This window comes from Paenibacillus profundus (assembly GCF_021369635.1).
Taxonomy (GTDB): Bacteria; Bacillota; Bacilli; order Paenibacillales; family Paenibacillaceae; genus Paenibacillus_B; species Paenibacillus_B profundus.
Genome location: NZ_JAJNBZ010000026.1, coordinates 56,212 through 81,676 on the forward strand (window position 1 = coordinate 56,212; position 25,465 = coordinate 81,676).

A 25,465-nucleotide genomic window follows, 5' to 3' on the forward strand; every position below is an offset into this window, starting at 1 on the left:
GCCTCTATACATATTCCAACTATGTATTGGTGATCCTAAGAATAAATTCAAAATAAGAAAGGAAGCAGGATCTAATGATTCGAGAAGTTGACAAAAGGAACTACAGTTATAACAACAACGATAACGAACGAGTTCGTCTAATTAACGGATTTGCCGAAGCTATTTCTGAAAACATACCAGACACAACCAGTATTAATATATCCAACATAAACCCTATAACTGGTAGTCCGGCTATGGTCACTATCAATAATAATGAAGAATCTGATGGTAGATCTTTTATTACTAGAGCTATTGATTATATGCAACATACTTCAGCGGTTTTAAGTTTCTCTCCGGAAACAGGAGTAGCAACAGAAGCGGAATTTGTTCCGGATCCGAATGTCATAACAACAAGTGCAGGAGTATCAATCGTACATTTACACCAACATTACCGCGGGATCCCTATATTTCAAATGTCGAGAACCGTACGTTTTTCTGGAAATGGTACGGTTGAAGACATCGTGGGCGATAATGTCATTTTTAATGAAGAAATAAATGTGATGCCTGAAATAGATGTTAACTCAGCGATAAAAAAGGCTAATGAGTATATGAACTTACATCATCAGGTGGATGAGGACGCGAAAGACGGCTGGGGGCAACCCATTCATCATACGGATTTAAACACTTCCAGTTATGAACCGAAAATTTTGGTAACTTTTCCTACTGTTGCACGTTATACGGTACTTGATCAAGGTGAATTCGGAGATTATATCCCCGCCAATCTCGTCATATTTCACCAAAACCCAAACTCAAGGCTAGCTTGGCGTTTTATTATTTCCCTTAAGGAAATGGTTGCACAGTATGAAGTAATTGTTGCAGCTGATAATGAACAACCTGGCGAAATTCTTTATTTTAAGCAAATTAGCCGCCACATAAAAGCAAAAGGAAATATATATGAAACAAACCCTGGGGATGGCAGAACTATGGTCCTTTTTCCGAGACCGTTAATGGACTACCCAGTAAAACCTGTTACGGAATTACCAAGTGATTTCCCCAAGGATTGGGTTAATGAAACAGAGACTATCGGAAATAGCACTGAGGCTGTATTTTGCGATTCAAATTCTTCAACCTTACAAGTTTGCTCTCCGGCAACACACCTAAATGGCAATGTCGTAAACGGGATGGTGACATTTGACCCTTCTGATGCAACAGGTAATGATCAGAAAATCTTAAATATTTTCTATTTTTGCAACTACATGCATGATTTCTTTTACATGCTTGGCTTTGATGAGAAGGCAGGAAATTTTCAAAAAATCAATTCCTCAGGTATAGAAAACGCAGGAGATAGTGTTAGAGCCCGCGCGTATAGTGGGCCTGTATTTGGCACAGCCAATATGAGCACTCCTGTAGATGGCCAAAGCCCAATCATGAGAATGGGTATAGTTGCTTCGAACAATCGACATACTGCTTTTGATGCCGATGTAGTGTTCCATGAATTTACTCACGGAGTAACAAATAGGCTGGCTGGAGGGCCCCTCGATTTTGGGTCGTTGGAACAACCACAATGCAATGGGATGGGTGAGGGCTGGAGTGATTACTTTGCACTTACCATTCAAAATTATAGCAGAAATGTAGAAAAAGTTGTGACGGGTGCCTGGGTTTCGGGAAATCCGAACGGAATTCGTCATTTTAAATACGATGATAATTTCCCTGACCATTTTGGAAAGCTTGGAACTGGGCGGTATCGCGAGGGGAACGAACACGAAATCGGGGAAATATGGTGTGCAATACTCATGTATATGAACCGTAGATTTGTTGAAAAGTTTGGCAAGGATAAAGGTTATAATTTAGCATGGAGAATCGTCGTCGATGGATTAAAACGCTCTCGCTCAAATCCAAGTTTTCTTGATGCGCGGAGCGACATACTAAAAGCTTTGGAGGACCTGAAGAATGCAGGAAAAATAAGTGCAGAAGACTATAGTGCAGCACGTCATAGCGCCTGGAAAACTTTTTCAAAGTTTGGCATGGGACCCAATGCACGCAGCGCTGGAGCTTCTCTTGTTGGCATTGTTGCAGACTTTGAACTGCCAGAAGACTTGCATTGAAGGAAGAACTCTCGTCTGCGGCAGTGCTTATCATGCAAACCTGAAGATTCGACCGGAAAGGCCTCGCTCGGTTCCTTTTCGGTCGGGTTCCAGGTCTGCTTGTTGGACAAAAATAAATCGATTGTTGCAAATTTCCCTTCAATAGCACTCTTGCACGCTGCATCCCCTAATAAAGGAATCTCCATAAATAAAAAGTGGCATAGGACTCCCAATTTGTCCATGTTGAAGATAGCTGCAAGATCTCTTCTTTGGTTGGTTTCTGTTCGGTGCCCATAAGATGTTTGATTGCATTGTGCAGACCGACATCATCAATGGGAAACGCAGAAGGAATTCTCAGACAGCGCATCAGAACATAGTTAGCTGTCCACGGTCCGATTCCCCGGATACTTACTAGCATCTTTTCCGCTTTTTTATAGTCCCCTGTGGCCAGCAATCGTTTTTTAGTCAGTTTCCCTTCGGCGATCAGTTGGGCTACCCCAATGAGATATTCGCTTTTCTTGGTTGTCATTTGCAATACAGCCAAATCGCTAACCGCCAATGCCGCGATTTTATGAGGGGAGGGGAAGATCCAATATTGCTCTCCATCCAGCTCTACGCTACGACCGAAGTTTTCTACGAGACGCCTTTTTAAGGTATAAGCAAAGGCAAGGTTAATTTGCTGTCCGATGATTCCCCAACATAATGCCTCGAATAGATCGGGAATTCCGACATTGCGCAGTCCATAAAACTCACTGACCGCTCTGTGCAGCAATAAATCATTTTTGGCCAAATCATAAAACGGGCGCAAATCGGTCTCCAAATCAAACCACTCGCTTACATAGCCCGCCACCGCGGCACGAACCTCTTGGCGAGAAGGCGTTGTATTCCCAAAAAAACGGATGGTAATCACGTTTTCATGTTCCGCGCTAATTTCAATGATTGGCGTTTCCTGACCGATCGGGACAGCTTTGTAGATCCTATGATCCTTAATATGAAACAAGCATTCATTAGGGGCGTTAGACAGGTATTTCATATTTTCGGAAAAGCTGAATTCTTTCGGCACAGACAATTTTAATTGTTGCCCGTTATCTTCCCAGGAGCCTTGCGGAAGACTGGGCACGTCTATTAAATATGGGTCATCCCACTGCGGATTTATCGTATTCCTTTTCATAAAAATCCTCCCATTCATATCAATAACATTACACTCTTAGTTGTAACACAAAATGATTTTATGCAATTTTGATATCTTGCTTTTATATTCTTAGAAGCGTACATACGGCCATCATTGGGGTTATACTGTGTGTGGAGGCGAACACGATGAAGAATCAAACAGGGCATGAGTATATGCACATCGCAACTCAAATCGCAAATACTGCAGGTACAGGCGAGGAACGCATAACGGATGAAATGTGGCAAGCCATAACGCGAAACGATGCGTCCTACGATGATAAGTTTTTTTACGCCGTAAAGACCACGGGTATTTTTTGCCGGCCGTCTTGCAAATCCAAGCCTCCTAATATTGAAAATGTACGTATATTTCAAAGCGCCCAGCAGGCCATGTCAGAACATTTTCGCCCCTGCAAACGATGTAAACCGAGCGGACAACGATTGCCTGATGATGACTGGGTGGCTCAAATCACGCAATACATTGACATGAATTACAGTGAAACTTTAACGCTGGAAACACTGGCGGATGTGTGTCATGGCAGTCCCTATCATTTGCATCGCACCTTCAAGCGGATCAAGGGAATAACTCCGGTTGAATATATTCAGCGGACGAGAATTGCGAAGGCCATTGAGTATCTTGCCACTACGGATAAAGCAATCGCGGAGATTGCCCTCCATGCAGGCATCCCCAACACAGCTTATTTTATAACTTTGTTCAAGAAGAGAACGGGGCATACGCCTACAGACTATCGCAAATTAAACTGTAGCAAAATAACCACGGAGGTGCTGGACAATGAAAGCAAAAAATAATGCTGCGATTTATTGGACTTTGCTTGTTCATGAACAATGGCACATGCATATCGCTGCAACATCAAAAGGGCTTTGTTACGTAGGTTCTCAGAATAAGCCATATGAAGAGTTATCCCATTGGGTTAAGAGCCGTTTTCCGAACAGCGTTATGGTGCAGGATGATGAGAAATTACAACCGTATGCGGCTGAATTAATCGAGTATTTCCAAGGGAAGCGCAAGACCTTTTCAGTGACATTTGATTTTTACGGCACTTCGTTTCAATTAGCCGTATGGAACGCGCTGTGCGAAATTCCGTACGGGCAGACCCAGTCCTACTCCGACATTGCGAATCACATCCAAAAACCGGCTGCGGTACGTGCTGTTGGAGCTGCTATTGGCGCCAATCCGGTATTAATTACAGTCCCTTGCCATCGGGTAATCGGTAAAAACGGCGCGCTGACCGGTTATCGGGGCGGTCTGGAAATGAAGACGCAGCTGCTGCAGCTGGAATGTGAAAGCTCGCTCATCGAAGGGAGTCCGCTGCATGCCTAATCGTCTCGCAGAGCGCATTGCTTCTATGGACTGGAATTCGCTGCAGCTCTCGCTGGACGAGAAGGGTTATGCTGCACTTCCACCTCTATTGGACAAAGAGCAGTGTCGTGCAATTATAGATACGTATGATGAGGAATCCAATTTTCGAAGTACAATAGATATGGCCAGATACCGGTTCGGAAGTGGGGAATACAAGTATTATCGAGAGCCTCTTCCCGGGTTGTTGCAACAGCTTCGTGTAAGCTTCTACCTTGAACTCGCCAAAACGGCTAATCGTTGGCTGGAACAGCTCGGGCGTGACGCCATCTATCCGGCCGAGCTGCCAGAATTTCTTGATCAGTGCCGCCAGCAGGAGCAGCTGCGCTCAACACCGTTGATTCTTAAATATGAAGCAGGCGGATACAACTGTCTGCATCAGGATTTGTATGGAGAAGTTTTCTTTCCATTCCAAGTCGTATTTGCATTGAATCAGAGAGAGACGGATTACACTGGCGGGGAATTCCTGCTGATGGAGCAAAGGCCGAGGGCGCAAAGCAGGGGACATGTTATTACACTGGAACAAGGAGCAGGGCTTATCTTCCCGACGAATCATCGTCCTGTTTACGGCTCGCGCGGGTACTATAGAGCTACGCTTCGACACGGCGTCAGTACGATTACATCGGGTATTAGGTACAGTCTGGGTATCATTTTCCACAATGCAAAATGAGTGTATTCGCAGGGGGATTCGGGTGTGAAGAGTGAATTTTTTTACAAATATCCAAAGACGCTTCTTAATAAAGGAACAGGGTTTCTGTCCGATTATAGCCACTCCCTGAATCCATATACAGGCTGTTCATTTGGTTGTTCATATTGCTATGTGCGTCAAATGCCTGTTTCGATATTCCGTAAGGAGGAATGGGGGACTTGGGTGGACATCAAGCAGGAAGCGGCCAATATTCTGCGCAAAGAGCTTCGCAGAGCGAAGGAAAAAGGGAAGGTGACTATCTTCATGTCATCCAGCACTGACCCATACCAACCCATTGAGCATAAGGAGAAAGTCACCAGATCCTTGTTGGAAGTAATGGTTCAAGATCCACCGGATTTTTTATTTGTGCAGACTCGAAGTCCATTAGTCCGGAGAGATATTGATCTATTACTTCTATTAAAGGATAGAGTGCGAGTGAGCATGACCGTTGAAACAGACCGAGAAGATATACGTAAACATTTTACGCCGGGCGCCCCGCCGATTAGCGCAAGGTTAAAGACACTGCAGCTTTTGACAGATGCAGGTGTGCCGGTACAAGCAACCATAGCCCCGGTGTTGCCCAGCAGTGAACAGTTTCCGGAAAAATTAAAGAGACTGGTCAGCCGCGTCTGTGTGGATGATTATTTCATGGGAGACGGCAGCGGAGGAAAAAGAACTAAGAATCTAGGTATATATTCAATGTACGAAGGAATTGGTCTGGAAAAATGGTACGATCCTTCCGCATATCGTATTGTATATGAAAGATTGCTAAAGGTGTTTTCCAAAGATCAAGTCTATTTGAGTCAGAAAGGCTTTGCGCCTTAATAAAAATTGTATCACCCTATTCAGGCTGCGTTTTAACACTATCCTATCAGGATGGTGTTTTTCATTTATTACGTAATACAATATCGGCCTCCGTGAAGCTATCTACTGAAAATAATTCTTTTTGGGTACATGAAACTACGAATCGGGTATGGAGCCCTGTTGGTGTCCGCAGTATACTTTTGAAAACAAGCGCTACGCAGCATCATTAATAATCTGGTTGCATGACTGCGGACAAATGGGTGGAAGAAGAGCCGGTATTGTGGTCGATAGGCAGAGATCATTTTGGAAGAAAAGAATGGTTCTAAGGTCAAGGAAGAAGGTTCACTTTCGCATGGTTCTTTTTCCACTTGCGAATCTTGGCTCTAAAAGACGTAAATGGTGCAACTGAATTAATATGAATCCATCTAATCATTGGCCAGTTCGGATTATCACCGGTCCATTTATGAACACCTTGTGTATAGAGTTCATCGTCACTTAAATTATCAATCCAATCTAACCATTTCTTTTCTAAATCGCGAAATAAATGACGCAATTCAGTTAGAGTGCAATCCGAATAATTTTTGTAAAACGATTGATACAATTCGCCCAACTGATTCCATTTATAATCAGGAGAAGGCATCTGCACCACTTCCCCCTCTTTTTCGTTTTTGTCCCAACTCATAACAAGATTGAGCCAACCTAATTGGTAAGCAATAATTTCTGCTGGTGTTCTATCTACTTCAGGCAGTCTGATGTCTTTTTGACTATCATCAATATCGTTATACTCGCCATCTAATAATAAATATCTTTTGTGAATCTCTTCTTTCAAATCCGTCTTGCTTGCATAAGCATACGTCGCCATACATTCAGCTCCTGTCATTCAATTGATTGTATTATGGCATAAATAACATGACAACAGTACGTCATATTTATATTGATTTGACCGAAACACGTGAAGGAAATAAAGCGGGGGTACTCTAAGATAAATAGTATAAAAGAACTATTTTGATGTAATGACATAATAAGTCATTTTTAGCTATTGCTGATATATATTATCATCTGATAGATTTAAAATAGTCTATAGGCAACGTACTAGAGTTTACTAAGTAGATGTAGAGAGGTATTCGAAATATGAAGAAAAAAATCTACACTTTGTTAGGCATTGTCATCATATTTGCTTGTGCTTTCGTTATTCAAAGGAATATAGCCGATTCCAAAGCTATCCATTTCGATCCACAACAATTAACTGTAATGGAAGCCTTACATGCAGGAATGCTTGAAGCACAAAAATGGGATTCAGGCGCTGTACCGCTTTATTTGACAAGTGTAGATGATGAGCTTGGAAAAAAAAGCGGGCAGGACGGCAGGAGGAGGAGGTGGAACTTACAAGTCAGTACTCCAGATCATAAACGGGCAGTCGTGTCCATACGCGATGGCATTGTGGAAAAGGTGTATCCCGGAGTCGGCCCTTATATTCCTGAAATGGTCGTCTCAAGTGAAGAAATCAATATTGATAGTCCTCAATTAGTAATAAAGAGTAAACAAGAACGTAACCTATTGCCTGGTATCGATTGGGCTAATGGCTATCATTTTGTTCTTCAAGTATTAAATGGCCAATCTACAATTACAGTGGTCGGTCTTGATAACTCAACAAAATTACAACAAATCATTTATGACTCTTCTTCAGGAGAGATCATGAATTAATAGATTAAATAAGGAGGAATGACTATGAAAAAATCGCTTTTTACAATGTTAATTTCTGTTGTATTAGCTTTTACAACCTCCTCAGCGGCTTTTGCAGATACCACTTATACCAATCAAGACTTTACAGCATATACCGGAGCCTCTGGAGACAATAGTCCTGTATTCGCAAGTGGTAATGGCGCATATATTGGCGGGATTGCTGTTCACCCATCTTCGTGGGGCAGCAGCAATTGGAATAAACCTATATATCGATTTGGAGCAATGATTGTATTGAATAATAATCAACGGATTACGATTCCTGGAGGATACTCTTTAAATACATTCATTGTTGAAGATACCGGCGATCTTAATAATGCCGGAAATCTTACCTATCGATGGATCGATGTTTATTTTGGAAAGTATAGCGCAGCAACACATCAAGCAGCTATCAACTTCGGCAAAAAGAAATTCAGCTACACGGTCATCTCCTGAATCAAGTCTCGGGCCGCCCTTGGGGCGGTCTTTTACTATTAAAAACACGGGTATTGTTTTGCTGGAAGGGGACGGCTTAGGCTGTCTCTTTTTTTCTGTTTGAAGGATAAAGGCGTTGGTTGCATCATCTGCAGTTTGGATAATGGAGGCGGTCAAGCGATGACGCTCTACGCCGATACGTTACGGGAAAAGCTGCTTGCGCAATTCCACGATAGTGCCGATTTAGTTGTCCGCTCCGTTACACTGGGCATAGCTGTTTGTTACTTCGCCGAACTTATCGACAACGCCGAATTGAGTAAGTCCGTTTTTCCCCTTGACCATAAGCGCTGCGCTTTCGAAAGAAATGGATCAATTCATCCGAAAGCTACAGCGTTTCAACTCCGATGCCGTTGGATTCGGCGAAGTGTACCGCAGTTCCGTAAGACATTCCAATCTGAACCAGGAAAAATGGCATGCCCTGTTTCCCGAGGCAAAGATTGAGTCCCGCGTTCAGGTCAATCTGGTACGCACAGGCACGATTGAATAAGTAAGGCATGCCGCTGCCGGCTAATCATATTGGATAGAAGGAATCATCCCCGATTACATTTATGGTACAATTGAGTAATTATGAATAAGGGGAGGTGAGTACATGTTTTTTCCTTCGGCTATTATCTTCACGGAACTCCATGCAACGTCTGCACGATAAACAAATGGCGATGGTTGCATGGAGATAAATAAATGATCGCCGACATTCATTCTGACTGTCTACCTTGTTTAGAACGCAGACTTGCATTCCTTAAATCAATATTTTTAAGGAGTGAGTTGGAATGAAATATAAGAATGCCAATGACGTATTGCCGAAAGAATTGTTATCGGAAATCCAAAAACATATCAATGGCGAGATCCTATACATCCCCAGACCGCGCGTTGCCCGCAAAAAATGGGGTGAAACATCAGGATATCGGCTTTATTTAATAGAAAGAAATAAAGAGAAAATTCAAGGCGGGTTGTTCCATTCAACAACTTGCAATTGAATACAGCCTTTCATATGACAGCATACGGAAAATTGTTTATGTAAAAGAATAATAAAAAGCTTCTTTTGGGGCTGTTCCTGTGTGTTAAGAATAGTTGTAAAGAATAAAAGGGATAGAACTTTGGCCATTTTATTATATGCTGAACTTAGGAAACAATAAAATGTTGTGGAGGTTCACATGAACGATCAAAAAATGGCTGCAATGATTCAACACAACTTTTCATACAAGGTTTCGTATGTTGCAAGTAAAAGCACAGGAATGTCCATCAAAGAAACGGATGAATTCTTATATGTGGATTGCGGCATGCCGGCAGATACGTTCAATATCAGTATCTTGTTCAAAGATAGCGCAGATGATAAGCGTCTGCTTCATGAAACGGTGGACTATTTTACGGATAAGAATTTCCCGATGTCTTTATGGTGCTGGGACAATATAAGAGATAGCACCTGGCAAGCAATCGTGAAGCATGGCTTGCTTCTCGCCGAAGTCAATGCCGGCATGTATGCATATACATCGGACTTGCATCCTGCAACGGAAATGCCGGATGGCTTTTCGGTCAGACAAGTCAGTTCACCGATGGAAGTAAGACAATTTGGTGCCGCCTTGTCCTCTTTATTCGGGAATCGTATGGAAGGCATGTACGTGAGAAAGTACTATGATTGCCTTTCAGAATCAACTCTATACAATCATTCGGATCTGAAATTGTTTATTGGGTTACTTAATGAAAAGGTAGTATGCATAGGATCTGCAATGTATTCTAACAGCAGCGTTGGAATTTATGATATAGCGACGCTGCCAGAGCAGCGGAAAAAAGGGCTGGGCTCCGCCATGTTCAACTCTATTTTATCAGAGATCAAGAACAGCTATGACGGGCTATGTGTGCTGCAAGCGTCAGAGGCAGGCGCAAACCTGTATCGGCGAGCCGGATTCAGAGCGGTGTGCAATATCTCGGTGTATGAGAATAGAAATATGTTGAAAGTTCAATGACATGGAGTCCGCTTGTATGCTGGGCTTTCAGCGTGCAACCTTGTATCAAGAGATGCAAAGGTTGCACGCTTTTTTTTGTTATAAGCCAGTAATTGAACGATTGGCGCACATTATTCGTAATATAGATGATTAACACAATGAATACTGGGAGGCAACAAAATGAGAAAAAGACTGGCAGTGACACTGGCAGTGACGCTGGTGCTATCCATGCTCGCTCCGATGATGTCGATGGCGGCAAGCAACAACAATGAACTTGGCTACGACCGAACCCGGAAAATAGCTGCTGAGAAGGCCGCGCTTTTAACGGAGACATACGGTATCACAAGCGTGCAGTACGCACTCATTGATAACGGCAATATCGTCGTATCAGGCCATTCTGGCACGAATGATAAAGAGGGGAACACGGGACTGACTGCTGATACGATGTATGGGGTAGGATCAACGAGTAAGATGTTCGCCGCGGCAGCAGTGATGAAGCTGGTGGATGAAGGAAAGGTGAATTTGGATGCGCCGGTAGCAAGTTATATATCCGACTTTAAAATGAAAGACGATCGTTACAAACGAATTACTCCGCGCATGTTGTTGAACCATTCCTCCGGTCTTGGCGGAGCTACGCTTGGGAATGCCATGTTGTTCGACGATAACGACACCCATGCGCATGATGCATTATTGGAACAACTGGCTGTTCAAAGCCTAAAGGCAGATCCGGGCGCGTTCTCGGTGTATTGCAACGACAGCTTTACGTTAGCTGAGATTCTGGTTGAGAGAGTAAGCGGCATGGACTTCACATCATTTATACACAAGTATTTTACAGCGCCTTTAGGCATGACCAATACAAAGACGCCACTGGAACAGATAGATCCAGCCAGGATGGCAGGACTCTATTATCCAACTTATGAAGGGCAGCTTCCAAGAGACACCGTAAATGTCATCGGAACGGGCGGCATTTATTCAACAGCCGAAGATATCGTTTCGTTTGCAAAGATCTTCACGGGGCAAGCAGACGGCATTCTTTCTGACAAATCGGTAAAGGCAATGGAGCAAGAAGAGTACAAAAGAGGCATGTGGCCGAAAGATGCCGATTCGTCAGTCGGGTTCGGGCTCGGCTGGGATAGTGTGAACATGTTCCCATTCAGCGATTACGGCATTAAGGCGCTCACGAAAGGCGGCGATACGATACTGTATCATTCATCGCTGGTCGTTCTGCCGGAGCATAACATGGCCGCAGCCGTTCTCTCCTCGGGCGGCGACAGCATGACCGATCAATTATTGGCGAATGAGATGCTGCTAAGCGCGCTGCAAGAGAAGGGCGTTATTAAAGAACGGAAACCGGCGAAGTCGCATGGCGTGCCCGTAAAGGCAAACATGCCGCAGGAAGTTGCGAAGAACGCAGGCATTTACGGCGCTTTCAACCAATTGGCCAAGATAGAAGTCAGCGCTGATGGCGAGCTGTCCGTGTCCATGATTATGCTGCCTGAATACCCCGTTGCGAAATACACGTACACCGCTGATGGCTCTTTCGTTAATGCGGATGGAAGCGAAAAGGCCAGCTTTGTTACAGAGGACAACGGACGGACCTATTTATGGGTTAGAACGTATTCCGCCTTGCCGGGCCTTGGACAGACGGCGCTGTCGCAATATACTGCCGAGAAGCTTGAAGCCAATCCATTATCGGCAGATGCGGCTGCGGCATGGGCGAATCGTGAAGGCAAGAAATATTATGCAGTCAACGAAAAATATACATCGATGTGGTATTACATCTCTATGCCTTCCATCCAAGTCTCTACCGTTACAGATGCTTCTGGGTATTGGGCGAACAAAAAGATAAAAGGGGCGGACAAAGCGGTCAGCGAGCTGCAAATCCCGTTTTTGGGCAGCAGAGATGCGATGGAACACAATTTTTATATGAAAAATGGCATTGAATATTTGGATGTAGCCGGCAGCCTGTATGTTCGCGAAGAGGCTGTAAAGCCGCTCTATGCGGGCAAGCAATCTTCTGTTACCGTCCAAGCGGATGGATATGCCAAATGGTACAGCATTCCTGCGGCAGCCGCAGGAAAGACGATGCTGGTTGATATGCCGGAAACCGGCGCCTTCGTTGTATACGATCAAAAAGGCGCGTGCGTGAACGATACGGTCGTCAGCGGCAAGAACGAGATCGTGCTGCCGCAAAGCGGCACAGTTGTATTCGCAGGCGAGGCTGGCGCGAAGTTCGGAATTTCACTGAAATAATTTCATCATGCAGCAGGTTTGCGCGGCGGCGCTGAACCCGCTTTTATTAAGGGAAGTGGGGAGTTCCACTAGAGAAAGATTTACTCACTTGGTCAAATCGTTATGATTTTCACCTTGGCTATTGACAATTGCAAGCGATAGGGATACGATCCAGAAGTAATAAATATGTCCTCGTTAGGTGAGGCTCCTATACAAATACAGGCCACTGCCCGGAAACATCGAAAGATGCCAATGGGTAGAACAGGGATTGCCGGATTAAGGCTTTTCATAACGTGGCTAAGAGATTAATGATTCTCTTTACGTTGTATAGTGCCAAAACTCGGCTTGGGGGAACGGATGTTTTTTTGTGTGCATTCATTACACCCTCTAGTCATACTAGAGGGTTTTTCATTTTATTTAGAAAAGGGGGGAACTTCCGAATGGACAGTCTTCCGAGTAGTGAATCATATAATCATCAGCACTATGCAAAAAGGGAGAACTGTGTTCTCTTCGCTCTCCAATGTTTCCCTTACGTATATTCCCGGCGGCTCTAACTGGTAGGGCAGGTCTATTTAAATATGCGTATTTGACTAATGAGCGAATGAGATAACACATACAACAGTCAGCTCTCCCTGATGCCAGGGAGAGCTTTTTTGTGATCGTTTATTTCATTATTAGCCCAATGAATTGGATTGGGCTTTGGGGAGGCAGCTATGGAATCTTTACACCGCAACCATGTGCTCATCGTTGAGGATGATGACAATATAAGACGTTTTGTATCGATTAATTTGGAAAGAAACGGATTCACAGTCACTGAGTCTGCACTTGGAGCGACGGCTTTACAGAGTCTCGCCGCAACTCGGCCGGATGTAGTGGTTCTGGACATCATGCTTCCCGATATAGATGGATTTGAGTTTTGCAGGAAGCTAAGAGAAATCGATCCCTATATCGTGATTGTCTTTCTCACTGCGCGCGGACAAGACTTGGACAAGATCAGGGGGCTTGAACTTGGTGCTGACGATTACATCGTAAAGCCGTTCAATCCGTTAGAGCTTATCGCGAGAATCAGAACGGTGCTGCGCCGTACCCAGCATGCGGGGGGACCTCCACGCAAGGTGCTCGAGTCTGGCGCGATCCGGCTTGATCTGGATGCTAACAAGTTATTTAAATCTGACTGTTTAATCGATTTAACGCCGAAAGAATATCAAATGATTAAGGTGTTTTTGGAATATCCCGATAAAGCCTTATCCAGAAACGACCTTCTGAATCTGATTTGGGGAGTAAATTTTGTCGGAGATCCCAAGACCGTAGATGTTCACGTTCGCAAGCTGAGAGAAAAGATTGAAGACGACTGCTCCAAGCCGCGGCTGATCGAAACCGTCTGGGGACGGGGATACCGTTGGAGAAAGGAAGAATGAAATTTTGGGCATCCAAAAAAGATTAGTGGGAAGTTATTTTGCCGTCATTTTAATTACAGTATGTATTTTGGAAATTTTTCTAATTGCGTCGGTTAACTATTATTACTATCACAATGTTGAACGAATCCTGGTGAATCAAGCGGAAATATCCGCTTCTTTTTTTCATCAATATTTTGCCGAGGAAGAATTAGAGAAGCAGTCCGAACGGCTATTAAACGGATTTTCTCAAAATACCGCCGCACAAGTGCAGATTATTAGTTCTTCCGGGCAGCTTCTTCAGGACTCTGCGGGAGCTCAAGACGGGAAAAATATGATCGATTATCCAGATGTGCAAGAAGCATGCAGCGGAACCGTCGGAATCTGGAAGGGACGTGAGCCATCCGCGCATGACACTGTATTAGCCGTATCTTATCCGCTGCAGGCTAAGGATATGACAGTGGGGGCAGTCAGATTTGTCACTTCTCTAACCGACACGATGGCAACCATCCGCTATATTTCTGCCATATTTATTTCCGTCGGTCTAATTGTTGTTGCGATTGTTGCCGTTCTCGGCATTTTCCTGTCCAGGACAATTACGGGTTCAATTACGGAGCTAAAGCTGGCAGCCGAACAAATGGCTGAAGGCGATTTCACGGCAAGAGCGAAAAAACGGTACCAGGACGAGCTGGGAACGCTCGCGGATACGTTCAATACGATGGCAGCCAAAATACGGCGAAACGAACAGCTCAAAAACGATTTTATTTCATCCGTCTCCCATGAGATTCGCACCCCGTTAACGTCCATTAAAGGGTGGGTAGTAACCTTAAAAACGGAGCCGAAGGACGGTACGGCTATGCTTGCAGACGGGCTTGAAATCATTGAGTCGGAAACCGACAGGTTAACCGTGCTGGTGGACGAATTACTGGATCTCTCTAAGCTGGACAATGGACGAATTGTGCTATCCCGCACCCCGCTTCATCTAGCGGACTTGCTTCGGCATATCGGTAAGCAGCTGGCTCCAAGAGCTGCCAGACAGAGCATTTCGCTGGAGGTGCAGGCAGACGATACATTGCCCGTCATTCACGCTGACGAAAATCGGTTGAAGCAAGTGCTCATTAATCTATTAGACAACGCACTTAAATTTACTGGCCCTAATGGAATCATTAAAGTGCGTGCCCACTCGTCTCAGGAACAGGTTGTCATTACCGTCGAGGATACGGGAGCGGGAATTGCGGAGGAGGACATCGAGCATGTCTTGCAAAAGTTTTACAAGGGGAATACCAGTGCTGCCGGGAGCGGCTTGGGATTATCCATATGTTATGAAATCGTCAAGCTGCACCAAGGACAGTTAAAGATCGACAGTCAGGCAGGACAGGGAACTAAGGTTTATATTTATCTTCCACGCAACTAACAAAGGAACTTTAACTTTTTCATAACCTCTTATTTTTTGCAGCCATATAAAATAGAGAGTAGAACAATGACAAGCGAGGAGCCGGGAACAGAATGTTGGGTAAGCAGATGTGGACAGGACTCATTGTGACTACGTTGTTGTGGATTGGCGGGTGCAGCATGCCTGCTACCCCCATCGATTTGATTAAGTCTCCATTGTCTGAAGAGAATCTCCATAGCGACATCCTTCGAACTTTACTGCCTGACGGAGCTAGGTTGTTAGTCTCGGCCCATGGTGAAGGGAGCAAAGGCATTTCATTCGGAGATGTGGATGGAGACGGCATCGATGAGGCTGTCGTGGTATATGAAGAGAGCTCTCATAACGAAAGGATACGAAAGGCTGCGTTGTTGAAGCAGCAGGATGAAGAATGGCAGATCGTCTGGGATACGAAAGGCTTCGGCTACGGCTTGGATTACGCAGGGATTGCGGATGTTAACGAGGACGGACTCTCCGACATCATTCTGGGATGGACCTTGGGGGCAGGAGAAAAAGGGCTGGATGTTTACGTGTGGAGGGATAACGCTATGACACTATGGGGCAAAAAAGGATACCGCGGCCAATTTGATCTGGACGGGAGCGGGTTGTCTATCCAATTGCACAGGTGATATCCGCAAGCTCTCTCTTACAGGAGGGCTTTTTTGTTTTGATCATCCACGAAAACCGATGATAAGGCAGGGTTCCATGAAGGATTAAGTCCAATCGGCCACGCTTTTTCAGGAGGTGTTTTCCGATTTGAAAGGTAAAATAAAAGGCCGTCCGGATTTTTTGCTGCTTTTTTTAACGGTTTTACTGGTCTGCTTTGGTTTGGCTATGGTTTTTAGCGCCAGTTCGTCCATCGTCACCTTTAAGCATGAAAGTCCGTGGTATTACGCATTAAGACAGAGCATATTTGCTTTCGCCGGACTCGTTATCATGCTCTTTTTTATGAGCATTCCCTTTCCAATGTGGAAAAAGGTTGCGCCATTCCTTCTGCTTATGTCGTTATTGCTGCTTGTACTGGTGTTGATTGGCGGTGTTAACATCAATGGAGCAAAAAGATGGTTTTTTGTGGGCGGCTTTACTTTTCAACCGGCTGAATTCACCAAGTTATCACTCATCGTATACTTATCCGCTTTGATTAGCAAAAAAGGAGAACGGATCCGGGATTTCAAAAAAGGAGTGCTGCCCCTATTGGTTATGGTTGGTTTCATCCTCTTGCTTATCATGATGCAACCGGATTTCGGCACCGTGTTAATTTTGTTTTTTATTTCAAGCACGCTCATTGTGATCGGCGGTATTGATTTGCGTCATCTTTTCATGCTAAGTCTGGGGCTTGTACCGATTTTTATTTATCTTGCGTTCAGTAAAAGTTACCGGCTCCAGCGAATCAGCTCATTTTTAAATCCGTTTGATGACCAGTCTGGCTCCGGGTATCAGCTGATTCAATCGTTCTATGCTTTAGCGCATGGGGGGTTCACGGGCACAGGATTTGGACGAAGTGTCCAGAAGCTTTTTTATTTGCCAGAAGCGCACACGGATTTTATTTTCGCTGTTATCGGAGAAGAATTCGGATTTGTCGGCACATCTTTGCTCGTATTTGTTTTTTTTCTGTTTCTTTGGCGAGGCTTTACTGCGGCGATCAGGAGTAATGACCCATTTGGGGTAATGCTGGGAATGGGAATCGTAACGATGATATTCATTCAATTCCTGCTGAACCTTGGAGCTGTAACCGGGAGTCTGCCCATTACGGGAGTTCCGCTTCCTTTTATCAGCTATGGTGGCTCCTCTTTAATATTGTGTATGGCAAGCACTGGAATTTTACTGAGTATATCCCGGGATAACAATCGAAGGTGGCAAGAACGAAATAACAATTCACAAGAAATGAAATAGAGGTTTCTATATGATTTTTATCGGCAAACTCAAAAAAATAGATATATTGACTTTACTCATCATGGTTTGTCTAATCGCCATTGGCACTGTAGCTATTTACGAAGCCACTTCGGGTACCAATTTGAATGGTCTTCATATGAACAATATAGTGTTATTCGGTGTGTTTTGCGTTCCGATGCTGCTTGTGGCGGTATTCGATTACAACATATTGATTGGAAAGCTGTCCTATATATTGTATGGCATCGGAATTGGCCTGCTCGTTCTAGTCATGTTCACAGGAGAGAACATTAACGGAGCGGTTCGTTGGTTGAGTATTGGAAGCTTTCAGCTACAACCTTCCGAAATGATGAAGCTAGCTACGGTTTTATTAGCCGCTCATCTGCTGCAGAAGCGGGCAGGTGAACAACTTCGGCTGGTTCAAGACATATTTCCTATTTGCATCGTTTTTTTAGTTCCCATTATCATTATTATGAAGCAGCCTGATTTAGGCACTGCGCTGGTCTTTGTTGGAGTATTACTAAGCATGCTATGGATGGGCAACATACGTGCCCTTTATATGTTGCTGTGCTTCAGTGTGATGGCACTTTTGATTGGGGCCATTTGTTGGTTGTACTATGCGGATCACGATTTGTTATCCAAGCTTGTGCAGCCTCATCAAATGTCGAGAATACAGACTTTTCTCGACCCAACCAGCGATCCCGATAAGTCATGGCATGTTAAAAATGCAATGAGTGCGATAGGTTCAGGCGGATTAAGCGGGGACACTGGATTTTTTCTGCGGCGCGGGTTTATTCCATACGCCTATTCGGATTCTATCTACGTCGTAATTGGCGAGAAATATGGATTTCTGGGCTCTGCGATACTCTTGCTGCTGTATTTTATGCTAATTTATCGGCTGGTTCTCATCGTAAAAGAGAGTAGGGAGTTAGCGGGCTCTTACCTTGTTCTAGGGCTTTTGGGCATGTTAGTCTTTCAGATTTTTGTGAATATAGGGATGCATATCGGATTGGTTCCCTTAACGGGTATTTCCTTGCCTTTCATAAGTTATGGAGGCAGCTCATTGCTTACCAATATGATTTCAATTGGACTGGTCTTAAGTGTCCATATTCATAAAGACGAAATTATTTTAGAAATATAGGTTTTTTTGATTACTATCTATAGCGATCTTTTAAACGAAAGAGGGACACAAATTGAGATATAAGCAGAGAAAACCCCGATCGAATCATTATACGATGTTCTTTGGTTTTTTGCTTCTGTTGGGCTTTGGCGCGTTGGCCATTGCAATCAACCGTCAGCCGCTAAACCCATTTGATCTGAATATTGCCGCATTCGTGCAAAGCTTTGAATCTCCGAGTCTAACCAAAATAATGGAACTCTTCACTTCCATAGGTTCAACCAAGTATGCCATTATAATTGCTGTGTTAACGCTGGTTTTTTTATACTTCGTGCTCGGGCACCGTATGGAATTGATTTTCTTGATCGCCGTGTTAGGCGGATCTGCGGGAATGAATCAATTATTAAAAATGGTTATCCATCGGGAACGCCCAATCGTCCACCGCTTGATAGAGGAGACCGGTTACAGCTTCCCTAGCGGCCATACCATGGGAGCAATCGGGTTATATGGGGCGCTTGCATTTCTATTGTGGCGTCATATCGCTTCGCGTCCAGGACGTATTTTGCTGATTGTGTCTAGTTGCGTCATGATTGCCATGATCGGTGTAAGCCGAGTGTATCTTGGCGTGCACTATCCAAGCGACATTATCGGCGGATTGATGGCGAGCGGGTTCTGGTTGGCCCTTATGATATGGGTGTTCCAATGGTATATGGAACACCGCCATACTAGACTATCTTCATATGATAATTAAATGCCGCCGCCTAGCTTTCATTCAAAACGGCGCGGCATTAATAAAGAGACAAAAGCCGTCCTTCATCTCGGACGACTCTTGTCTCATTTATTTTCCAACTTGAGTGAAATACTCTATATCATCTTTGTAAATGTTGTACGCTGCTGAATACTCCATCACCCTGGCTACATCCGCGATGAAGGTGTCATCATAACCGGCACGTCTCAACAAATGGAACCCCATTTCCATGCCGGATGCGATACCGGCTCCAGTAATCATTCTGCCGGTATCGACAATTCGGGCTCTGCTGATCGTACAAGCGGGTGCGATTTCGGCAAGGCGATCTATCGGCACCTTGCCCATATTGGATGCTTCCAGCCGATCCGGTTCTTTCCTGCTAGTAGCGGGAAGACCATCCAAAAGCCCCATTTGTCCATATATCCAAGATCCCGTGCAAACGCTGGTTAGTAAAGTTGTTTTCGGCAGAGATACGATAAACTGATGCAATCGTTTATTATATGTTTCCTGGCGAGTTCCGAAACCTCCAGGAATCAGAAATGCATCCATATCCGGCATTTCATTGAAGCTGTAATTGGGATGCACAGTGAACCCAGCTTGTGTCTGGACTGGTCTTAAAGAATCAGCGACAAGAAATGCATCCAGTTCAGGATCCAACCTCCGTGCGACAGAGAATACTCCGTGAGGCGCTGCATAATCAATGATTTCAGCATCTTTGAAAATATAGATTCCCAGTCTAAAACCTTGCTTTTTACTCATAAAAATTCCTCCTGCTTTGATATCGAATTTTCGAATCTATTTCTTACGTTATTACATAAATTATGATAGCATGGTATCAGATATCGTAGTTATGATATAAAGCGATACGATCCATTTCATTTCATGATATCAGGAGGGGGAAGTTCTTGTGATTGAGTTATTGGAAGGAAGATTCTTTAAAACCTTTATTGCAGTGATGGAAGAGAAAAGTTTTAGCCGGGCCGCGGATAAACTGGGGTATGTTCAATCCACAGTGACAACGCATATCCAGTTTTTGGAGCAAGCGTGCAAGCAGAAATTGTTCCATCGATTATCACGGGGCGTAAAACCTACAGATGCTGGTGAAAAACTCGTGAAATTTGCATATCAATTTGTTCATTTAGGGGCTTCTATCGAAGAAGCTATGAATGAGATAGAACAACCTCGAGGCACGGTTTACCTTCGTATGCAAGAATCCTTCTTTTTGACACGAATCTCTTCAATTATGAAGCATTTTGTTGCGGAATACCCAGAAGTGAAATTGCGGGTTGAATCAGGCTTCCATCAAGATATATTAAATCAAGTGCTTGAACATGCGATAGATTTTGGAATCGTGCCGCGTGATCCGCAGCGTAATGACATTTTATTTTATCCATTAGTTGAAGAAAAGTTAATATTTATCGCATCAAATGCCTTGATGAAGGAAGTAGAGACTGAAGGTCTGAATCGATTAAGCAGAGAAGTAATGATCAGCTTCGGAACCATTTGCTTGTACCATACACATGCCAGCAAAGTGTTGCAGGAGGCAGGTATTTATGTGAAGGATGCGCTTGAACTTCCTAGTCTTGAAATGATTAAGGAATCCGTTACATGTGGAATTGGTTTTGCGTTGGTCCCAGAAATCGGTGTGAAAAAAGAACTCGACGAAGGCCATTTTAAAGTGCTCCCCATCAGTCCGGATAGCTATTCCATGCATGGGTTAATTATTCATAAAAATAGAGAATTAAGTTATCCTGCAAAATTGTTTAAATCGGAATTGATAAAGAGATTAACTCCGCCAATGTAAGCATAATCGTGGCCGTATTGACGATGCTGCTAATTGAACGCCTTGTCTGAGACGCTTGTTGCTTATCCCGATCAACTAATTTCATGCTCTCTGTGTATAAGCAGCCAATAATCTGGTAAAACTTTGTCAAACACATTATTGGCTATTGTCGCATGCCTATTTACGGTTTAAGGGAGAATACATCCATGAATATTAGAGAAATTGACTTGCCGGGTATCGGCCACAAATATCAGGTTACGACACGTGGAGGAGACAAGCTCGTCATCATCGTGCATGACGACGGTCGAAGAGAGATGTATCACTTCGAATATGAAGACTCGGACGACAGCATCTCAATGGTAACGCTGGATGACGACGAGTCACGTCAAATCGCGGCCATTGTCGGCGGCATGACCTATAAACCTAAGGCACTGGAGACCGCCGAAGTCGTATTGGAAGACCTTACGATTGAATGGTACAAAATAAATCCTGCTGCGAAGTGCATCGGCAGGACCATTGGTGAATTGGATGTTCGGCAGAGCACGGAAACCACGATCATTGCCGTGGTTGAAAAAGATAGTAAAAGCATCAATCCGGGACCCGATTATGTGCTTAAACCAGATTCCATCCTAGTCGTAGCCGGAGAACGCCCCCACATCAGTGCATTGAAAAGATTGCTCTTAACCGGGGGGGAGTAGTATGGATCATCTCGTTCTCGAAATCGGACTTGCGGTTCTGCTCATAGCCGTTGTAGGCATTTTTTCAACCAAGCTTAGATTTTCCGTAATCCCTTTCTACATCTTGATCGGCATGGCAGTCGGACCGCATGCGCCCAAGATCGGTGTATTTGATTTCCGTTTTATCGAGAGCGCGCCGTTCATCGAATTTCTCGGTCGACTGGGTGTCCTGTTCTTGCTGTTCTACCTGGGACTAGAATTTTCCATCGGAAGACTGATCAAATCCGGACGTTCGATCGCCGTCGGCGGCACAATTTACATTGTCATCAATTTTACCCTTGGCGTTATTTATCCTTTGGCCCTGGGATTCCCAATCGAAGAAACGCTTGTCATGGCCGGCATCACAACGATCTCATCCAGTGCCATTGTGGCCAAGGTTCTGGTTGACTTGAAACGAACGGCCAATCCGGAGACGGAGATGATCCTCGGGATCATTATGTTCGAGGATGTTTTCCTTGCCGTATACATTTCCATTCTGTCCGGCCTTGTACTAAGCGGCTCCACTTCGCTTGGCGGCGTCCTGCTATCTGCCCTATACGCGCTCGGTTTTATGCTCGCCTTTCTCATTATCGGCCGAAAGGCGGTTCCACTCCTTAACCGGGTGTTGAATATGCGCTCCAATGAGTTGTTTCTGCTTGTCATTTTCGGCTTTCTGTTCGTCACAGCGGGATTCTCGGAGACGATTCATGTCGCAGAGGCAATCGGAGCGCTGCTTGTTGGTCTGGTGCTTGCGGAAACGGAACACCTAAAACGGATCGAGCACTTTATAATACCGTTCCGGGATTTCTTTGGCGCCTTATTTTTCTTCAGTTTTGGCCTCACAATCGATCCGTTTACACTCGGAGGCGCCGTCTGGCTTGCCTTGGGTGCCGTTCTTATTACCCTGTTCGGAAATTATTCCGCCGGACTGCTTGCAGGCAGGTACGCTGGACTGTCCCCCAAAGCATCCACCAACATCGGCCTGACCATTGTATCGCGCGGAGAGTTCTCTATCATCATGGCAAATATCGGGCTTGCCGGCGGTCTGCTTCAGATCATTCAGCCGTTTGCGGCGTTGTATGTCTTGATTCTGGCCATCTTGGGTCCACTGCTCACCAAAGAGTCCAAGACGATATACAAATACGCCAACAAGCTGCTAAGGCTTGATCGAGGAAAGATGGCCGTCCAGAAGAATAATCCAAATGAAACTTGACAGAACGGAAGGAAGGTGTGCAAGCAGTCCGGCCTGCCCCATTACATGCGTCAATTGTTCAGCCATGTACCTAGGAGTGCTGTTGCGTATCTGGCTTTAATACCGATCACTGGTACTTCAGAGCGACCATGGCGACTCGCTATCGTCTGCGCGGGTGCTCATGGTAAGGTTCTGACCGTTACTACGCTTATATATGGTAAATTAAGGAAAAATGGTGATATTGTTATTGTAAACGTTATAGCAAAGGATAAATACAGGCAAACTATGAGCAGATTGCACAAAGGACGGAATACCTTTTAAGGTATCTGTCCTTTTTTATTTTGCATAACCTTTGCGTAAAATGGTTAATTTGTTGATAAATGTTTATATTTCGCATCAAACATGGTAATATATAGGTGGTCAATTATTGATATAGGGAGAAGGTGCGTATAGGGTGGCACAAGTATTGTCCATTGGGAAATTAATACAACGCTACAGACAGAATAGGGACATGACTTTATCGCAATTAGCTGAATTGACAGGCTTACATAAAGGTACGATATCAAAAATCGAAAACGGGGACGTTAAAAGGCCGGAATATATGACCATCCGTCCGCTTGTAGACACCTTGGAAATACCCCTAGAGACTTTGGTCGAACTGCACATGAATGTTGACAAAAGGGCAGACACCCTCTTATTTGTATTGCAGGACGTGATTCAGCATTCGGGTAATGCTGATCTTGTACGAAAAGTAGGGACAAAATTTTTGGAGTCACCTAGTGACGATAGTCAGTCCTTGACTGAAAGGTTATATGCCTTCGTGGACAGTGTTGAAAATAAGGAAATTAGATTAGCCTTGTATCAACTAATCGTTGACTATTCTCGTGACCATGGAATCATGCCATTTCTGGCAAAGGGGCTATACCAAGTTTACCTCATCGAACGAGACGACTTTACCAAGCTTAGGGCCGTTTACGATAGTGGAAAGCATTTAGTTCAATACACAAATTTTTTAAGTAGTGAAGAAAGAATTGCTCTGTACTACAAGTTAGCTATCCATTCATTCAATCTATTTCTCTATACCCAAAGCATTGATCTCTGTCTAAATGTTCTTCAAGAAGCAGATGTAGAGGATTTGTATTACGTAAATGCACTTGGCATATTGGCCGACTCTTATTTCTATATTGAGGACTACGAAAAGTCTGAATATTACCTACATCTTTATACGCGATATGAATATCCTCACATCAAAACCAATGTAGTGCTTATGGAAGCATTACTCAACGCGAAAAAGGGAAACTTAGATTTAGCTATCGCAAAGCTTAGATCATTTCTTGAAACTTGCAGCGAAGATGCATCCCTTCCTGCAATAAATCAGCTTATACAATTATTTTTAAACCAAAATAGATTAGATGATGTAAAATTGTTACTTGAGCGAAACATATCTCCATTATCAATTAGCAATAGTAATCCGTACATAATCGCAAGATTAGCCGAATATTATTATCATAAAGGTGAGTACTTCGTTGCGGTTGGCGACCTTCATAAAGGAGTATCAGATCTATTAGAAAGTGCATGGCACTTTTCTAGAATAAATGATATTGACCATGAAAAAGAATGCATAAACAAAATAGTAAGCAGCCATTTGCAACAAAACATTACAATGACTATATCAACATTAGAAAAACTGAATAAGTATTATGAACGCAGCGCAACTAAAGATGGTAAACTGGAGGGATTTATGTGAAGCGTTTAAAGGCAAAGCTGTACAGCGGTCTTTTTTGTTCAGTAATCATCGGGATTTCTATGGTAGTGGCGGAAATAGGAAATAATAATGGCGGCATACATCCGTGGTAAGAGTACCTATATGGTACTCTTTTTTTGTTACTATTCCCTTCGTTTCCTGTAATTCTATTTAATGGGATTTCTACGACTCATAATATAATAATCGTAAAGAGTGGGTGCCCACCATTTAAGCTGTTATAAAATACGAAAGGGTGTTCCAACAATAGAACCATTTTATTTTTGCTATGTAAAACATGATTATTTACTTGAAAGAATCGAAAGTATCCGACACCAATTAATAAAAAAAGCCAATGAAAAAAAAAGCTTTACAGACGTAACTGTTGTTAGATTGAGCCAAGAGCTAGACATGTATCTTTTTGAGTTTCAGAGAAGGAGTGAGGCAAAGTACAAAAAGATAATTTTTAAGAAATCAAGTGAAAATTTTATGAATCTATGATCTGCTAAATATAACCAGATATGGTAGGGGAACGCTAGGAAAGATACCCTTCATATCATCAATAGAAAGATAGTGTATCATGCATTACATATTAATGGTTTCCTCCGCATAAAGACGTGATGCAAAGTCTGCTTTCAATTTTGAGGAGTATCTTCCCTAAACAATTTCAAGGAGGAGATTTGTTAGAGAAGATGATTGATTGCATCATTATTAAGTGTAAGTATGGCGTTTGCAGCATTCACACCAATGGCTTTTGCTGCATCAGAACCAGAACCAGCACAAGAGGAGTTAAATCAAGGACACACAATTGAAATTGGGAAAGATGAATTTTCAACGAAAGTATTAAATGCAATTCCAACCATGAATAATTACAGAAATTAGCTAAGAAAGCCCTTGCCTTTAGGCTTGGGATGAATTGTCCTACAGTTTTCCATGTTTTTGTTGCAGTCTTGTATTTAAACTAATACA

At 43.7% G+C, this 25,465-nt stretch carries 26 protein-coding genes and 1 riboswitch; of the genes, 23 read left to right on the plus strand and 3 right to left on the minus strand.

Features of this window, described 5'->3' with window-relative positions; translation table 11 throughout:
• Positions 1-74: 74 nt before the first annotated feature.
• Positions 75-2,084: a M36 family metallopeptidase gene (locus tag LQV63_RS23370; RefSeq protein ID WP_233698501.1), complete on the plus strand. Its 2,010-nt coding sequence runs from the start codon at positions 75-77 to the stop codon at positions 2,082-2,084.
• 166 nt (positions 2,085-2,250) lie between these two features.
• Here LQV63_RS23370 and LQV63_RS23375 read toward each other — a convergent pair whose 3' ends face one another.
• On the minus strand, positions 2,251-3,234 hold the full coding sequence (locus tag LQV63_RS23375) for a DNA-3-methyladenine glycosylase family protein (protein ID WP_233698502.1): 984 nt from the start codon (positions 3,232-3,234) through the stop codon (positions 2,251-2,253).
• A gap of 146 nt (positions 3,235-3,380) precedes the next feature.
• Between LQV63_RS23375 and LQV63_RS23380 the strand changes: the two genes are divergently transcribed.
• From LQV63_RS23380 to LQV63_RS23395, 4 genes are read left to right on the plus strand one after another with little or no spacing between them, the layout of a single operon-like run.
• Positions 3,381-4,040 (plus strand): bifunctional transcriptional activator/DNA repair enzyme AdaA, encoded by a 660-nt coding sequence (locus LQV63_RS23380; protein ID WP_407672956.1) that lies wholly within the window; start codon positions 3,381-3,383, stop codon positions 4,038-4,040.
• Positions 4,024-4,572: a methylated-DNA--[protein]-cysteine S-methyltransferase gene (locus tag LQV63_RS23385; RefSeq protein WP_019421113.1), complete on the plus strand. Its 549-nt coding sequence runs from the start codon at positions 4,024-4,026 to the stop codon at positions 4,570-4,572. Before LQV63_RS23380 ends, LQV63_RS23385 begins: the two co-directional genes overlap by 17 nt.
• On the plus strand, positions 4,565-5,278 hold the full coding sequence (locus LQV63_RS23390; protein WP_233698503.1) for a 2OG-Fe(II) oxygenase: 714 nt from the start codon (positions 4,565-4,567) through the stop codon (positions 5,276-5,278). The genes LQV63_RS23385 and LQV63_RS23390 overlap by 8 nt, the downstream gene beginning before the upstream one ends.
• A gap of 24 nt (positions 5,279-5,302) precedes the next feature.
• Positions 5,303-6,121 carry an SPL family radical SAM protein gene (locus LQV63_RS23395; protein ID WP_233698504.1) on the plus strand — a complete coding sequence of 273 codons (819 nt, stop codon included), beginning with the start codon at positions 5,303-5,305 and terminating at the stop codon, positions 6,119-6,121.
• Between the two features lie 307 nt (positions 6,122-6,428).
• Here LQV63_RS23395 and LQV63_RS23400 read toward each other — a convergent pair whose 3' ends face one another.
• Entirely contained in the window at positions 6,429-6,962 is a 534-nt protein-coding gene (locus LQV63_RS23400; RefSeq protein WP_233698505.1) for a ClbS/DfsB family four-helix bundle protein, read from the minus strand.
• 269 nt (positions 6,963-7,231) lie between these two features.
• Between LQV63_RS23400 and LQV63_RS23405 the strand changes: the two genes are divergently transcribed.
• From LQV63_RS23405 to LQV63_RS23460, 12 genes are all read left to right on the plus strand, one after another.
• On the plus strand, positions 7,232-7,804 hold the full coding sequence (locus tag LQV63_RS23405; RefSeq protein ID WP_233698506.1) for a hypothetical protein: 573 nt from the start codon (positions 7,232-7,234) through the stop codon (positions 7,802-7,804).
• A gap of 24 nt (positions 7,805-7,828) precedes the next feature.
• On the plus strand, positions 7,829-8,275 hold the full coding sequence (locus tag LQV63_RS23410; RefSeq protein ID WP_019421118.1) for an RlpA-like double-psi beta-barrel domain-containing protein: 447 nt from the start codon (positions 7,829-7,831) through the stop codon (positions 8,273-8,275).
• 313 nt (positions 8,276-8,588) lie between these two features.
• Positions 8,589-8,801 (plus strand): Ger(x)C family spore germination C-terminal domain-containing protein, encoded by a 213-nt coding sequence (locus LQV63_RS23415; RefSeq protein WP_267934170.1) that lies wholly within the window; start codon positions 8,589-8,591, stop codon positions 8,799-8,801.
• A 280-nt stretch (positions 8,802-9,081) separates the two neighbouring features.
• Entirely contained in the window at positions 9,082-9,288 is a 207-nt protein-coding gene (locus LQV63_RS23420) for a CD3324 family protein (RefSeq protein WP_407672957.1), read from the plus strand.
• A gap of 177 nt (positions 9,289-9,465) precedes the next feature.
• On the plus strand, positions 9,466-10,275 hold the full coding sequence (locus LQV63_RS23425; RefSeq protein ID WP_233698508.1) for a GNAT family N-acetyltransferase: 810 nt from the start codon (positions 9,466-9,468) through the stop codon (positions 10,273-10,275).
• A gap of 159 nt (positions 10,276-10,434) precedes the next feature.
• Positions 10,435-12,507, plus strand: a complete 2,073-nt coding sequence (locus LQV63_RS23430; RefSeq protein ID WP_233698509.1) for a serine hydrolase domain-containing protein — start codon at positions 10,435-10,437, stop codon at positions 12,505-12,507.
• Positions 12,508-12,670: 163 nt separating this feature from the next.
• Positions 12,671-12,845, plus strand: a riboswitch (M-box (ykoK) riboswitch).
• Between the two features lie 354 nt (positions 12,846-13,199).
• The gene (locus LQV63_RS23435) at positions 13,200-13,904 is read left to right on the plus strand and encodes a response regulator transcription factor (RefSeq protein WP_019421131.1); all 705 of its coding nucleotides are present in this window, start codon (positions 13,200-13,202) and stop codon (positions 13,902-13,904) included.
• A gap of 4 nt (positions 13,905-13,908) precedes the next feature.
• The gene (locus LQV63_RS23440; RefSeq protein ID WP_233698510.1) at positions 13,909-15,294 is read left to right on the plus strand and encodes a sensor histidine kinase; all 1,386 of its coding nucleotides are present in this window, start codon (positions 13,909-13,911) and stop codon (positions 15,292-15,294) included.
• 92 nt (positions 15,295-15,386) lie between these two features.
• Positions 15,387-15,938, plus strand: coding sequence for a hypothetical protein (locus LQV63_RS23445; protein ID WP_233698511.1), 552 nt, complete (start codon positions 15,387-15,389; stop codon positions 15,936-15,938).
• A gap of 127 nt (positions 15,939-16,065) precedes the next feature.
• A complete protein-coding gene (ftsW, locus tag LQV63_RS23450; protein WP_233698512.1) occupies positions 16,066-17,202 on the plus strand; it encodes a putative lipid II flippase FtsW in 1,137 nt (378 codons plus the stop codon).
• Between the two features lie 10 nt (positions 17,203-17,212).
• Complete coding sequence (locus LQV63_RS23455) at positions 17,213-18,340, plus strand: FtsW/RodA/SpoVE family cell cycle protein (protein ID WP_019421135.1); 1,128 nt, start codon at positions 17,213-17,215, stop codon at positions 18,338-18,340.
• Positions 18,341-18,392: 52 nt separating this feature from the next.
• Positions 18,393-19,067, plus strand: a complete 675-nt coding sequence (locus LQV63_RS23460; RefSeq protein ID WP_233698513.1) for a phosphatase PAP2 family protein — start codon at positions 18,393-18,395, stop codon at positions 19,065-19,067.
• A gap of 87 nt (positions 19,068-19,154) precedes the next feature.
• On the opposite strand, the gene LQV63_RS23465 is transcribed toward LQV63_RS23460, so the two are convergent.
• Positions 19,155-19,823 (minus strand): DJ-1/PfpI family protein, encoded by a 669-nt coding sequence (locus tag LQV63_RS23465; RefSeq protein WP_233698514.1) that lies wholly within the window; start codon positions 19,821-19,823, stop codon positions 19,155-19,157.
• Between the two features lie 148 nt (positions 19,824-19,971).
• Here LQV63_RS23465 and LQV63_RS23470 point away from each other — a divergent pair, with 148 nt between their 5' ends.
• The 6 genes from LQV63_RS23470 (at position 19,972) to LQV63_RS23495 (ending at position 25,378) form a co-directional block, all read left to right on the plus strand.
• Positions 19,972-20,868 carry a LysR family transcriptional regulator gene (locus LQV63_RS23470; RefSeq protein ID WP_233698515.1) on the plus strand — a complete coding sequence of 299 codons (897 nt, stop codon included), beginning with the start codon at positions 19,972-19,974 and terminating at the stop codon, positions 20,866-20,868.
• A 185-nt stretch (positions 20,869-21,053) separates the two neighbouring features.
• Positions 21,054-21,545 carry a cation:proton antiporter regulatory subunit gene (locus tag LQV63_RS23475; protein WP_019423094.1) on the plus strand — a complete coding sequence of 164 codons (492 nt, stop codon included), beginning with the start codon at positions 21,054-21,056 and terminating at the stop codon, positions 21,543-21,545.
• Position 21,546: 1 nt separating this feature from the next.
• Entirely contained in the window at positions 21,547-22,776 is a 1,230-nt protein-coding gene (locus LQV63_RS23480) for a cation:proton antiporter (RefSeq protein ID WP_019423095.1), read from the plus strand.
• A gap of 433 nt (positions 22,777-23,209) precedes the next feature.
• Complete coding sequence (locus tag LQV63_RS23485) at positions 23,210-24,502, plus strand: helix-turn-helix domain-containing protein (protein WP_233698516.1); 1,293 nt, start codon at positions 23,210-23,212, stop codon at positions 24,500-24,502.
• Between the two features lie 210 nt (positions 24,503-24,712).
• On the plus strand, positions 24,713-24,997 hold the full coding sequence (locus tag LQV63_RS31850) for an aspartyl-phosphate phosphatase Spo0E family protein (protein ID WP_233698517.1): 285 nt from the start codon (positions 24,713-24,715) through the stop codon (positions 24,995-24,997).
• Positions 24,998-25,192: 195 nt separating this feature from the next.
• Positions 25,193-25,378 carry a hypothetical protein gene (locus LQV63_RS23495; RefSeq protein WP_233698518.1) on the plus strand — a complete coding sequence of 62 codons (186 nt, stop codon included), beginning with the start codon at positions 25,193-25,195 and terminating at the stop codon, positions 25,376-25,378.
• Positions 25,379-25,465 lie beyond the last annotated feature (87 nt).